Consider the following 12495-nt stretch of genomic DNA (forward strand, 5'->3'; position numbering starts at 1 on the left):
GTTCACTCGACCGAGTCGAGGAACTCGTCGACCAGCTGGTTGAACAGCGCCGGGCGCTCCCAGTAGATCGAGTGCCCGGTCTCCGGCACCTTGACAAAGCGCCCGCCGACCAGCATGCGCGCCAGGTGGGCCACCGAGTCCGGCGCGCACACGAAGTCCTCGTCGGCCGTCATGCACAGCGTCGGCACCTCGAAGCCCTCGAGGTCGCGCGCGGTCACCGTCCGCAAATCCAGCAGGACGTCGCGGATCGCTCGCTTGTCCGCGGCGCCGAGGATGTCCATCCCGCGGTAGAGCTCGTGCATCGCCGGCTGGTCGCGCACCATCCGCTCGCCGGCCGCCGGGTGGACCCCCTTCATGAACGCCGCGGTGGCCCGCCCGCGCAGCCGGTTGATCGCCGCGTCGATCTCCGGCGTCGTCACCTGTCCCGTCGTACAGGCCATCACCAGCGCCCGCACCTTCTCCGGCCGCCGCAGCGCGTAGCCCAGGCAGCTCCACCCGCCCATCGACTGCCCGACCAGGCGCACGTCGTCGACGTGCAGGTGCTGCAGCAGCGCGTCGAGGTCGTCGACGAACCTGCGCGGCCCCTGCCCCGACCCGTCCTTCGACGGCGCGAAGCCGCGGTGCGAGAACACCACGCAGCTGAACCGCTTGCGGAAGTGCGGCACCTGCTGCCACCACGACAAAAACCCGCCCCCGAGCCCGTGCGCGAACACGAGCGGCGGCCCGCTGCCGTGCACCTCATAATAAAGCTCGCCGTCGGGCAGGGTCAGCACCGCCATGACGCCACCCTATCGCGCTCCGCCCCGCCGCGGAAGCCCCGCCCCCGCGGGCCCTCGCGCGCACATCCTCGCAGCCCGTAGCACCCGGCGCGCCCCTCGCCGCCCCGGCGGCCGCTGCCTGCGCACGTCCGTTCCGCGGGGCACCTGCTTTTCGTGCAGATGTCCCGAGAGACATGTGACATGCGGCTCTCCTCGATCCGGATCGTCAATCGGCCTGGAAGATCACCCGCTCGAAGTCGATCGAATTGTTGAGAAATTCGTCCGCGCCGCAGCGCCAGCCGGAATCCAGCTCGTCGGCGAAGGTGTGCCAGCACAGGCGCAGCTCCGGGTCGATTTCCCCCGGGTTGCCGAATAGTGTGTCGCACGAAGTCCGAGATACCGTGGCACCGGCGGGCGCGAAGCCCCACGAAGAATCGTCGCTGAAATACCAGGCGACGCCGTTGGCTTCGTGCTTGCCGTCGACTTGAGCGCCGACGTCGAACAGCACGTCGGCGCGGTCGCCCATCGCCAACAGCTGGAAGTCGGTCGCGCCGACCGGGCGGCAAGCCATGAGCAGCTTGGACCCGGTGCACTGTTCGCCGAGAATCCCCCCGGTGAGGTCGGGCTCGATGTTGGCATAAAGGTCCGAGAAACACTGAGTCCAGCCGACGAGGTCCGCTTCGGGCACGCCGACCTGGGGCCCCTCGGCCCAGTACAGCTCGCCGCCGTCGTCGTCGTCGTCGTCGTCGTCGTGATCGTCGTGATCGTCATGATCGTCGTGATCCAGGTCGCACTGGAAATCGCGGACAGCTGGGATCGTGCACAATAGACCGCTAAGCAGGATCGTGGTGTAGTTCATGAGACCCTCCCTCGGGAGATATCCGCCCGACTCGTACCCACTATGTTATCCCCCCTCGCTGACGCCGCAATGACGAGGATTGACGCCGCTCACGCCCCGCAGCCGCTCGATGCGACGGAAGGGCGAGAGGGCCGAGGCACACGCAGTCTCGCCGAACGTCGGCCGGTACGCGCTGCTCGGCTCACAGACGTTGCACTCGCCAGTGATCCTCGCTTCGCGAGGCGCCGCGGCGCTCGGTGGAGCGCCGAGCACCGCGCTCGCACCATCGACAATCACCGAATCACGCTCTCAGCGCGGACCCGGAATGACGCGCTCGGCCCCGCCTTCGCCGCCGGCCGGCCCCGCCGCGAGGCATCCGTCAGCGGCCTGTCCCGAAGGACATCTCACCCGCCGCGCCGATGGTCGGCCTTTAGCCCTGCGCCCCGAGCACCACGATCCCGTAGTGGGCGACGAACAGCACGACCTCGGCGCCCGGCCGGCCGTCGAGGTCGCCGATCGCGACCTTCACGTCGACGTCGTGGCTGCGCACGCGCAGCAGCGGCCGGCCCTCCGGATCGTAGACGACCACGCCCGCCCTGTTGGCGATCAGGACGTCGTTGCGGCCGTCGCCGTCGAAGTCCTGGTCGAGCCTCGGCGCCGGGTCCCAGTCGCCCTTGAACAGGTCGATCGTCTCGTCCCCGACGGCGAGCCGGCCGGCCAGCGTCCGGCCCTTCGGCACCGCCACCCCGCGGTCCGTCACCTCGCCGCGCGCGCCGATCTGCACGAGCTTGTCGTCGGTGTGCACCACCACCGCGCCGGCCGGGTCGAGCTGCACCGCCGCGAGCTCCTTGAACGGCGGCGACGTCCACAGCGGCTCGGGCACCGCCTTCATCGCCACCACCCGGTCGCCGTCCTGCAGCAGCAGCTCCTGGAACCCGTCGCGGTCGAGGTCGCGGTGGCCCGCGTAGCGGAGGAAGTTCTTGCCCGTGTGCTCCCAGAACAGCTCGCCGGCCTGATCGAGGACCTTGAGCTCGCTCCAGTTGCCGACGATCCACTCGCGCCTTCCGTCGCCGTCGAGGTCGGCCGTGTCGAGGTTGTTCGCGTAGCCGGTGAGCGCTCGCGACGGCAGCGCCTCGCCGCTCGCCGACCAGCGCATCAGGCCCTCGCGGCCGACCGCGGCGACCTCTCCGTCGGCGCTCCCGAGCGGCGCCGCGATCGTCACCGCCTCGAGCTCGCCGCGGACCGGCCGCTGCCAGCGCACGCCCCAGCCCGCCGGCGCCTGCTCGACCGTCAGCAGCTTGCGCCCGCCGTCGCCCTCGCGCTCGACGATCGCCTTGATCTCGTGCTCGAGCTTCTCCTTGAGCTGCGGGTCGTAGCCGGTGCGCGCGTGGGCCACGTTGCCCTCGCGGTCGATCACGTACAGCGCCGGCACGCCGCGGTAGTTGTACTCGGTGAGCTGCGCCGGCTCGTCGAGCAGCACCGGCAGGTCGAGCTGGTGCTGCTTCATGAACGGCGCCAGCTTCGAGCGGCTGTGGAAGTCGTCGATGCTGATCGCCAGCACCTCGACGCCCTTGGCGCGGTGCTCCTCCTGGAACTTCTGCAGCAGCGGCATCTCGCGCTTGCAGGGGCCGCACCAGGTGGCGAAGAACGTCACCAGCACCACCTTGCCGCGGTAGTCGCGGAGCCGCACCGTCTCGCCGTCGAGGCGCTTCAGCGTGAAGTCCTGCGCCGGCTGGGCGCCCGCGGTCACGACGAGGTCGTCGCCGCCGACCCCGAGCTCGCCGCGCAGGCGCTCGTACGTGGCGCGCAGCTCGACGTCGGCGACGACCCCGAGCGCCCGCTTCAGCGCCGCGCGGGCGCCGGCGGCGTCGCCTTTGCGGTGGCGCAGCTCCGCCTCGAGCACGTGCAGGTCCTCGGCCACGCCCGCCGCCAGCGACCCGCGGCGCTCGCCTGTCGCGTCGACGAGCGCGATGTCCTTGACGAACCTGTCCGTCTCCGCGTGGCCCCGCTCGACCGCTCGCAGCGCCTGGTCGATCGCCCCCTCGCGCAGGTGCAGCCGCGCCTCGGCGACGAACGTCCGGGTCCGCTCGAACGCGATCCACCGCGTCCTCGACTCGCGCCATTGTTCGTGGTCGAGCAGCGCGATCTCCCGCTCGTCCTGCGCCAGGCGCTCGCGCGCCAGCTCCAGCAGGGCCAGCCCGGCGGCGCCCGGCAGCGGGTGCAGCAGGTGATAGCGCCCGACGATCTCGGTCGGCGCATTCGACTTCGGCCGCAGCTTCGCCAGCGCCGCCAGGTGCCCCGCGACCTCTCGCGGGTCGTACCCGCCCTTCTCGATCAGCGCGTCGGCCAGCGCCTCGAGCACCAGCGCGTTCGTCTGGTGCTCCGGGTGTTGGCGGGCGAACGCGCGGCATTGATCGATCCGCGCGTCGAGCTCCGTCAGCTTCGCCGCCGCCTCACCGGCCTGCTTGATCTCTCGCCACTTCGCCAGGGCGATCGGCGGTCGTTCGTCGACCTCGACCGCCGCGACCTCCGCTGGCTTGGCCGCCGGCTCCTCCGCCCCCGTGGGCGCCCGGACGGGGACGACCGACAGGGCCGCGGGCTCGGGCTCGAGCTCGCATACTTGCTCGGGGGCGCAGGCGACGGGGAGAAGCAGAAACAATGGGAGGAGGGGCGCGGTGGGAACTGCATGGCGAATGGACCTCGATGGACGGAGAAAAAAGAACCCTCGGCCGGCGAACGCGGCGAGGCCCCTTTAGCAAGGTCGGTGCCGCTCTTTTCCGTGTAGTTTCCGCGACGGTCTCGCGGCCTCGGGTCTCGCTCGTGCGTCAGCCTGGCAATCGAGCCGCGGCCGCATGACGAAGTGGCCGGCCGCCCGCGGGGCGCCGATCTTCGCCTCGGCGAACGCCCCGACGAACCCGACAGGGCGAGCGGCGGCACGCTGCGAGGCCGGCCGTCTTCGTGCCTGCGCCCGCCGAATCGAACCGGCGCCGCGATCCCACGTCCTCCGCCACATCTTTAATAAGGTAGCTGTCCCGAAGGACATCTACGATCTTTCCAGCCGACGACCGAGCGAGAGGTCGGACGCGACCCGCCCCCTCACCGCGCGTTCGGGCCGGCCAGCGCCACCGCGTCGGGGCCCGCGGGGAAGCGCAGCTGCCCCGACGTGTCGGTCGCCGCGCGGAACACCACCTCCGCCACGTCGGCCTCGGTCGTCACCGCGGCCGGCCGGGTGAACGCCGCGAACACGCGCTCGGCGAACGGTGCGTAGGCCTCGGGGATCAGCGTCGCCGGGTTCGGCCCGTTGTTGGCGAAGCGCGTGGTCGGCCCGTAGCCCGGCTCGACCAGCTTGACGCGCACGTCGAAGTCCGCGAGCTCGTGCGCCAGCGAGGCGGTGAACCCCTGGATCGCGGTCTTGCTGGCGGTGTACACCGCTACCAGGGGCATCGGCGCCAGAGTCACGCTCGAGGTCACGTTGACGATCACGCCCGACCGCCGTGCCCGCATCTGGGGCAGCACCGCCTGCGTCATCGCCATCACCCCGAACGTATTGGTCTCGAACACCTGGCGCGCCAGCGCCATCGGCGTCGCCTCGAACGCCCCGAGCGCCCCGACGCCGGCGTTGTTGACCAGCACGTCGATAGGCCCGCTCGCCGCGATCGCGGCCGCGATGCTGTCGGGCTGCGTCACGTCGAGCGCCAGCACCCGCAGCCGCTCCGACCGGGGCAACAGGTCTTCGCGCGGCGTCCGCATGGTGGCGACCACGTTCCAGCCCTGGGCGAGGAAGTGGCGCGCGGTCTCGAGGCCGTAACCGGAGGAGCAACCAGTGATGAGCACGTTCTTCATGGAGTTGACTGTAGCGACCCGAAGCCGGACTATCTATCGCAAGAAGTCCAACTTTCATTGGCGAGCGTCCAGACATGACCGACCCACTCTCGCAAGTCATCGCCCTGCTGCAGCCGCGCGCCGTGTTCTCGAAGCCGATCAGCGGCGCCGGGCGCTGGGCCGTGCGCTACTCCGAATTCGGCCATCCGAGCTTCTGTACCGTGCTCGAGGGCAGCTGTCGCCTCGCGGTCGACGGCCACCGGCCCCTCACCCTCGAAGCCGGCGACTTCCTGCTATTGCCGGCGACCCCCGGCTTCACCATGTCGGGCTTCGAGCCGGCCACGCCCGAGCGCATCGACCCCAAGCTGACGCCCGCGCCGACCGCCGAGGTCCGCCACGGCACGCGCGGCGGCCGGCCCGACGTGCGCCTGCTCGGCGGCTACTTCGTGTTCGACTCGCCGGACGCGAACTTGCTGGTCTCGCTGCTGCCGGCGGTGATGCACGTGCGCGGCGTGGAGCGACTGTCGCTCATGGTGCGGCTCGTCGGCGACGAGGCCGGCGAGCGCCGGTCGGGCCGCGACCTCGTGCTCACGCGGCTGGTCGAGCTGCTGCTCATCGAGGCGCTGCGCTCGCTCCCCGGCGAAGACACGCCGCCGGGCCTGCTGCGCGCCCTCGCCGACCCTCGCCTCGCGCCCGCGCTGCGGCACATGCACGCCCACTTCGCGCGCCCGTGGACGGTGGCCCAGTTGGCCAAGACCGCCGCGCTGTCGCGCTCGGCCTTCTTCGAGCGCTTCACCGGCGCAGTCGGTTTGCCGCCGATGGAGTACCTGCTCGCCTGGCGCATGGCAGTCGCCAAGGACCTGCTGCGCCGCGAAGACCTCGGCCTCGGCGAGGTCGCCGAGCGCGTCGGCTACGCCTCCGCCAGCACCTTCAGCACCGCCTTCAGCCGTCACGTCGGCCAGGCCCCGAGCCGCTACGCCCGCGCGCCGTAGGAGGCAACGCCGGGGCGATTGCGAATCGCCAGGCAGCGACGCCATCGCGCAGACGGCGACATGTCCCGAAAGCCAGGCCCGAAGTGCGGCCGCTCATGCCTCGGGTCGCCCGATCGTGGCCAGCGAAGCCCCATCACGCCCGCGTGCTCCCATCATTCGGGACCCGCGCAAATCATGAGAGGCGTGACAATCACAGCAGCGTGCGCACGCAGCCACGCCGCTCACCCGCCGAGCACCCTCTCGAAAAACCACCACAGCCCTGCCAGCACGATCGCCCCCGAGATCCACTTCGCGCCGCCGAACCGACGATACGGCTCCCAGCGCCCCAGCAGCAGCAGCACCGGCAGCACCAGGGCCAGCACTGCCAGCTGGCCTGCCTCGACTCCGAGGTTGAACAGCAGCAGCGCCGGTCCGACCTCTCCGGCCGGCAGCCCCAGCTCCGCCAGCACCCCCGCGAAGCCGAAGCCGTGGACGAACCCGAACGGCAGCGTGATCCGCCAGCGCCCGGCCGCGTCGGGCACGAAGAAGTTCTCCACCCCCACGTACGCGATCGACAGCGCGATGGCCGGCTCGACCCATGCCCCGCTGGGTGTCCAGATCCCCAAAGTCGCCAGCGCGAGGCTCAGCGAGTGGCCGAGCGTGAACGCAGTGATCACCGCCACCAGCGAGCGCAGGCGGCCGCCGACCACCACCAGGCCGAGCAGGAACACCAGGTGATCGGTCCCGATCAGGATGTGCTCGACCCCCAGCTCGAAGTACGCTGACACCGGCCACGCCGGTGGTTCCGCCTCGCCGCCCTCGGCCGCGATCGTCGCCGTCGGCGCGCGCGCCTGCAGCACCGGCTCGGCGAAGATGTCCTCGGGGCCAGCTCCCGGCCGCTGGAACTGCGCCAGGTGGCGGTGCCCGGACGACAGCCCGTCGAACAGCGACCACGTCAGAGTCAGCTCCCTGGGCGGCCGCGAGCACTCGAAGCGCAGCGCCAGCGACGCCCCGTCCTCCTCCGTCAGCCACGCCCGCGTCGCCGTCCCGACGCACGCCTCGCCCTCGACCGCCAGCCCGACCCCCGCGACCACCGGTTCCAGGGCCGCGCCCGCGCCCGCCAGCTCGGCCTCGCTCAGCGCCCCGTCGCCGTCAGCGTCGAGCCCCGGCGCCAGCGCCCGCAGCTCGCCGCGCGCGAACGTCAGCTCGACCGTGACTGCGGCCCCGTCGACCGTGTACACCCCGCGCGACAGCCCGACCTGGTGAGCCCCGGCGAGACGTGGGATCACCAGCCCCAAGAGACATGCCCCGATAAACATGCTCCGAGCGACATGTCCAAACGGCCCTGTCCTCTCGAACACTTCTTTCGAAGGCTGACGGTCGTGCAGAAGCGCTCTCCTGCGCCGAGAATACCCGATCTCCTCGCTCGGGCGCCATCAGAAGCGGATGCTGGCCGCGTCGACGCCAGCGCGGCAGCTCAGCTGCGGTCGATGATCTTCGGGTGGACTCAGCGAACTGAGCGCGGCCCGAGCGATACCGAACGACTCCTGGAGATCTTTCCCCTTGCCGATCGCACGGTACAGCGACCGCGAGAAGACGCGTGCCGCGTCATCGGAGATCTTTTCCCTCATCCCCACCACTGCGTCGACGCGCTCCGTCAGGACGGCCGTCGCCAACCCGCTGAAACAGGCATTGAGGACGACGCAACGGGGAGGTCGACGCAGCGCACCGAGCAAACGGGCGAGCGCGTCGTAGCGCAGACGACTCGTCGACCCCCCCGCTCCGACGACCAGCATCGTCCCGTCCGCACCCCCATGACCCGCGAAGTGCAAGAGCGCCGGGTTGTGGTCGGCGATCAGATCGAAAGTCTGCTCCGCCGTGACGGACCACCCCCACACCAGCGAGAATCGCTCGCGGACTTGACCCAAACCGAGCTCGTCCTCGATGTGGCCCGCCTCTCTGGCGAGCTCGAGCGGAGCCTGGCCTTCAGGACATGACATTAGGACCAGAGCGACCTGCTTGCTCGAGACAGCGCCGCCCGGGCCGCCAGCCGGAAAGGGATCGAAGCCGAGGCAGGCGACTGCAGCCGTCCGCAGCGCCTCGTCATGCTTCCGAAACTCCCCCAGACGCACGAACAGCTCTCGCTCGAGGTATCCGAACTGGCGCAGGCGCTCGATCACGGCGAACACGTACTGATCTACCGCGACCACCGAGTCGGGCAACCCGGTGACGATATCCGCGTAGTGAGTGGCGATGAATCGCCGCAAGTCGGGCGGCGACACGCGCTGGACGAGGTAGTGGTGCAAGGGCTGGGGATACGGCGACATGTCTGCCATCGACTCCGAGGTGCCGCTCACCAGGGCGACCGATCACCTCGCCGGACCCATGATCGGATGCGCCGACTCAACAGCCCCAGCGCACTGCGATCTCGTCGATCTCCCCCGCTCGATTCGGACGCGCCTCACGCAACGCATCGAACAGCGCCGTGTCCACCTTGCCATGCTGCTTCAAGGCCTGTACCGCCCTGTGAGCCACCTCGGCGAGATCGGTCTCCCAGTGGACTTTGCTGACGAGCGAGCCCAAGGCCTCCGTGAAGGTGAAGAACCGCTGGAGGTCCTCGCCCTTGAACGACTTCTCGAAGAACTCGGCCAGCGCCCGTTCCGCTTCGGCGTCCCCCACCCGAGCCGGTGGCGGCCCCGGCGACAGGAGTTCCAGCGTCGGCACGAAGCCGCCCTTGTCGCGCTGGTGGTCGTAGACCTTCACCGGCGGGTCCGCTTTGGGCAGCAGGCTCAGGCCGCACTGAACTGCCACGGCCGCCGGCACGGCCGGGAACAGGTGGATCCGGCAACGCGGCCCGTGCGTCGCTCGGATCCTGGTCAGCAGGTCTTGATAGACCGTGGCGAACTCTTGCAACTGCGCCTCCGTCTGCAAGATGTCGCGGCGCGGCTCCTCGACGGCGATCTCGTACATCGCACACGGGCTCGGGGGCAGCGCCACCTCTGCTTCTTCTGGATGCACTTTTCCGCTGATCGACAGCAGCAACGCCACGTGAGTCCCGCGCGTCGCGTGGGTGACGACGTTCCAAGAGGACTGCTCCGGCCGCGAATCCCCCCATGTCCATCCAGCGGGCCCGTGGAACCGGTTGAACACGCGGATCTCCTGTTTCTCCCCCAACGCCTCTCCGAGCACCATCAGGAGCGGGATCGGAGCGAGCGCGAACACGCTGATCCGCCGAACGGAGATCGGGCGACCTGCTGCAGAAACCCGCTCACTTTGAGCCGGATCTCCGCCGCCAACAGTTTCCACGTCGCCGGCTCGGCATCCGACACCTCCAGTAACGCGAGGTCGATGTCCAGGCCTCCCGGAAGAGCCTCCCACGGCGGCAAGGCAGCGTGGATCTGCTCCGCGCTCCAGAGCCCCTTCTGGCGGCCGATGTTGGCGGACAGGCGAATGACGTGGGTCTTCAAGGCAGGGTCGTCCATGGGTACTCCCCCGGAAGTGGCATCCGACGGCCCGAACGATCACTGCCGCACCGAGGTGATCGGTGGGGCCGCTCCGAGGCACCTCGTATCCACCGAGGAGGAACCCGTGAAGAGCCTCAGCTCCAAGAGTCCGTCGCACCGGCGGCTGTCTGCGTTCGTCGACTGGATCCGCACGCCCGACGATCGAGAAGAGCGGATCAAGAGCCAAGCCGACGAGGTGCGACGGCGGCTCCGCGGCAAGGCCGAGAGCGACAAACTCATCATCCGCTCCATGCCGTTCTCGGGTTCGTACGAGAAAGGCACGGGCCTGCGCCGGCACATGCAGGGTGAAGCCGAGATCGAGGGACAAGACGTCGATATCGCCATCGTCATCGATCCGCGCAGCGTCCCCGCGGGCGCCGACCGTGAGCGACTCATCGAACGCTTCCTGAGCTACTTCCGCGCCAGCTACCCCGACACGCAGGCGTCAGCGACACGGAGCTCCGTGCGGGTCGCGTTCGTGGGCAGCAAAGTGAACTTCGACCTCGTACCGATGCTGGCGGTGGAGGGCACCGACCGTGAACAGTTGTTGTTCCGCAGCAACGGCGAACGCCGCCGGACCTCGATCCAGAACCACATCGAGTTCGTGCGGCGTCGTAACAAGCGCAGTAACGAGCTGCCCGGCCGGGTGAAGTTCAACGAGTGCGTCCGGCTCGTCAAGTGGTGGCGCCACTACTGTGAGGGCAGCGCGCAACAGATCGAAGAAGTGCCCAGCATCCTCGTCGACCTGTTGTGCGCCAAGGCCTTCGACCAGCACGGGGTCGCCGCGACCTACACCGAGACGCTCGCGCAGTGGTTCTCCACCATGGCGGATCTGGCCCTGCGCAGGCGATTGGTCGCCTTCGACGACTTCGGCTCGGTCCCCGACCGTACCGCGGATGACCGCCAGTGGGCCGTCCTCGACCCCGTGAATCCGGACAACAACGTCCTGCCGCTGGCGTGGAACAATCTTCACATCGGCGAGCTCGCCGACTGGCTGTCCAACGCCCGCGACCAGTGGGCCGAGGTCGAGAGCCTCGAACGGGTCGACGAGGTCGACAAGTCGCGCCGGGTCCTCATCGAGCTGTTCGGCAACCCCTTCAAGCATCACGGGGAGCTGTGATGGCCTCGACCTTCACGACTACGGAGGCCTCGACGTTCACCGAGGCCCGGGCACGGGCCGTCATGGTGAAGGTCTTCGGAGACTTCACCGCCATGAAGAATGCCGGGCTCATCTCGGCCGCGCGCGCCGAGGAGTGGCACGACGTGCTGCTGTTCGGCCTCTATCAAGAGGCCGTCGACCTGTTCCAGGTCGCGTTCACCAGCCCGGCGGGCCAGCAATGGGCGCTGAACTTCCAGGTCAGAGACGATGGTTCGGTCACCACGGACCAGCGTCCCGGCGGGATCAACTACGCAGGCTTCCCCGAGGGCACCACCGTCCGCATGACCGTACAGCTGCGCCTGCACGCACGTGGCCGTCAGAAGGTCCTCGACCACATGAAGGAGCGCGGCTGGGGCATGAACGGCACCATCCTGACCGGCGACGCCTATGTCGACCGCCAGTACTCGCAGAACAATTACGGCCTCACGCGCACCAAAGTAGGAGAATGGAAATGAGCGAGCTGACTCTTCTGGAGACCAAGCATCCTGACAAGTCCGCGCGCCGTCGATATGACGCCCTCGTCGGCATCGACGCGCAAAAACAACGCCTCCTCGACGATCTGGTCCTGATGCTCGCGCCCCGTGAGTTCGAGAAGTGGCGCGTGCGGCACCATCCCCGCGGTCTGCCCTTCGCCGAAGCGGGAGCTGCCAGCAGTCGCTTGCTGCTGCTGTCCGGCGAAGTCGGCTGCGGCAAGACGGCCCTCGCATCCTCGGTGGCGACGCCGCTGGCGGAGAGGCTCGAGCAGCGAGTTCTCGTGCTCGAGACGCCCTCCGACATCCGCGGTTGGGGCAAGGTCGGTGAAATCTCCGCGCGCCTCACCGACGCGTTCACGCAGGCCAAGGCCCGCGCACGAGAATTCGACGCTGCCCTCCTCATCATCGACGAGGCCGACGATCTCGCCACCAGCCGCGCGCAGATGCAGGCCCACCACGAGGATCGCGCGGGGCTCAACGTCCTCCTCAAGCAGCTCGACTTGCTGGCGCGCGAGAAGGTCCCGCTGGTGACCCTGCTCATCACCAACCGCGCCTCTGCGCTCGATCCGGCGATCCTCCGCCGTGCGGCATCGCACCTGAAGTTCTCACGCCCCGACGCGAGCGCCCGCGAGGCCTTGTTCCACGCCATGCTGCTCAAGACCTCGACCACGGAGCGCGACATCACGGCGCTGATCGAGGCCAGCGAACGCGAAATCCCCTTCAGCTACTCGGATCTGACCGAGCGCCTCGGCCGCCTGGCACTGCGCCGGGCTTGGAGCGCGGATCGTCCGTTCGATGCTGCCGTCCTGCGGGAGACGCTCGCGGAGCTGGAGCCCTCGCCGCTCATCGAAGAGGCCTAACCGGCGCTCGTCCGGTGGCGGCGCACCGCGGCCCCGTCCCAATTAAAAAGCGCTTCAAAACCTGTGAGGGCCTGAAGCAGCGAACCCGAGCGGGCCGGGGGGATACGTCGC

Annotated in this window: 12 protein-coding genes; 4 read left to right on the plus strand and 8 right to left on the minus strand. The window is 69.4% G+C overall.

Translation table 11 applies throughout. The features are described from left to right. Positions 1-2: 2 nt before the first annotated feature. The 4 genes from OV090_RS43265 to OV090_RS43280 all read right to left on the minus strand — a co-directional run bounded on the left by OV090_RS43265 (position 3) and on the right by OV090_RS43280 (position 5439). Positions 3-779 (minus strand): alpha/beta hydrolase, encoded by a 777-nt coding sequence (locus tag OV090_RS43265; RefSeq protein WP_267710764.1) that lies wholly within the window; start codon positions 777-779, stop codon positions 3-5. A gap of 205 nt (positions 780-984) precedes the next feature. Then, on the minus strand, positions 985-1617 hold the full coding sequence (locus OV090_RS43270) for a hypothetical protein (RefSeq protein WP_267710765.1): 633 nt from the start codon (positions 1615-1617) through the stop codon (positions 985-987). A gap of 409 nt (positions 1618-2026) precedes the next feature. Next, positions 2027-4255, minus strand: coding sequence for a redoxin domain-containing protein (locus OV090_RS43275; RefSeq protein ID WP_267710766.1), 2229 nt, complete (start codon positions 4253-4255; stop codon positions 2027-2029). A gap of 437 nt (positions 4256-4692) precedes the next feature. Then, positions 4693-5439 (minus strand): SDR family oxidoreductase, encoded by a 747-nt coding sequence (locus tag OV090_RS43280; RefSeq protein ID WP_267710767.1) that lies wholly within the window; start codon positions 5437-5439, stop codon positions 4693-4695. Between the two features lie 74 nt (positions 5440-5513). On the opposite strand from OV090_RS43280, the gene OV090_RS43285 reads away from it, so the two are divergent. Beyond that, positions 5514-6410, plus strand: a complete 897-nt coding sequence (locus tag OV090_RS43285) for an AraC family transcriptional regulator (RefSeq protein ID WP_267710768.1) — start codon at positions 5514-5516, stop codon at positions 6408-6410. A 221-nt stretch (positions 6411-6631) separates the two neighbouring features. Here the strand turns inward: OV090_RS43285 and OV090_RS43290 are convergent, their stop codons facing one another. From OV090_RS43290 to OV090_RS43305, 4 genes are all read right to left on the minus strand, one after another. Then, on the minus strand, positions 6632-7708 hold the full coding sequence (locus tag OV090_RS43290; RefSeq protein WP_267710769.1) for a HupE/UreJ family protein: 1077 nt from the start codon (positions 7706-7708) through the stop codon (positions 6632-6634). A gap of 117 nt (positions 7709-7825) precedes the next feature. Then, a complete protein-coding gene (locus OV090_RS43295; protein ID WP_267710770.1) occupies positions 7826-8695 on the minus strand; it encodes a CHAT domain-containing protein in 870 nt (289 codons plus the stop codon). 97 nt (positions 8696-8792) lie between these two features. After that, on the minus strand, positions 8793-9611 hold the full coding sequence (locus tag OV090_RS43300) for an SAVED domain-containing protein (RefSeq protein ID WP_267710771.1): 819 nt from the start codon (positions 9609-9611) through the stop codon (positions 8793-8795). Next, complete coding sequence (locus tag OV090_RS43305) at positions 9581-9871, minus strand: hypothetical protein (protein WP_267710772.1); 291 nt, start codon at positions 9869-9871, stop codon at positions 9581-9583. Before OV090_RS43305 ends, OV090_RS43300 begins: the two co-directional genes overlap by 31 nt. A gap of 16 nt (positions 9872-9887) precedes the next feature. Between OV090_RS43305 and OV090_RS43310 the strand changes: the two genes are divergently transcribed. From OV090_RS43310 to OV090_RS43320, 3 genes are read left to right on the plus strand one after another with little or no spacing between them, the layout of a single operon-like run. Continuing rightward, on the plus strand, positions 9888-11012 hold the full coding sequence (locus tag OV090_RS43310; protein ID WP_267710773.1) for a CBASS oligonucleotide cyclase: 1125 nt from the start codon (positions 9888-9890) through the stop codon (positions 11010-11012). Continuing rightward, entirely contained in the window at positions 11012-11506 is a 495-nt protein-coding gene (locus OV090_RS43315) for a hypothetical protein (protein ID WP_267710774.1), read from the plus strand. Before OV090_RS43310 ends, OV090_RS43315 begins: the two co-directional genes overlap by 1 nt. Then, positions 11503-12384, plus strand: coding sequence for an ATP-binding protein (locus OV090_RS43320; protein WP_267710775.1), 882 nt, complete (start codon positions 11503-11505; stop codon positions 12382-12384). The genes OV090_RS43315 and OV090_RS43320 overlap by 4 nt, the downstream gene beginning before the upstream one ends. Positions 12385-12495 lie beyond the last annotated feature (111 nt).

This window comes from Nannocystis sp. RBIL2 (genome assembly GCF_026626745.1).
Taxonomy (GTDB): domain Bacteria; phylum Myxococcota_A; class Polyangia; order Nannocystales; family Nannocystaceae; genus Nannocystis.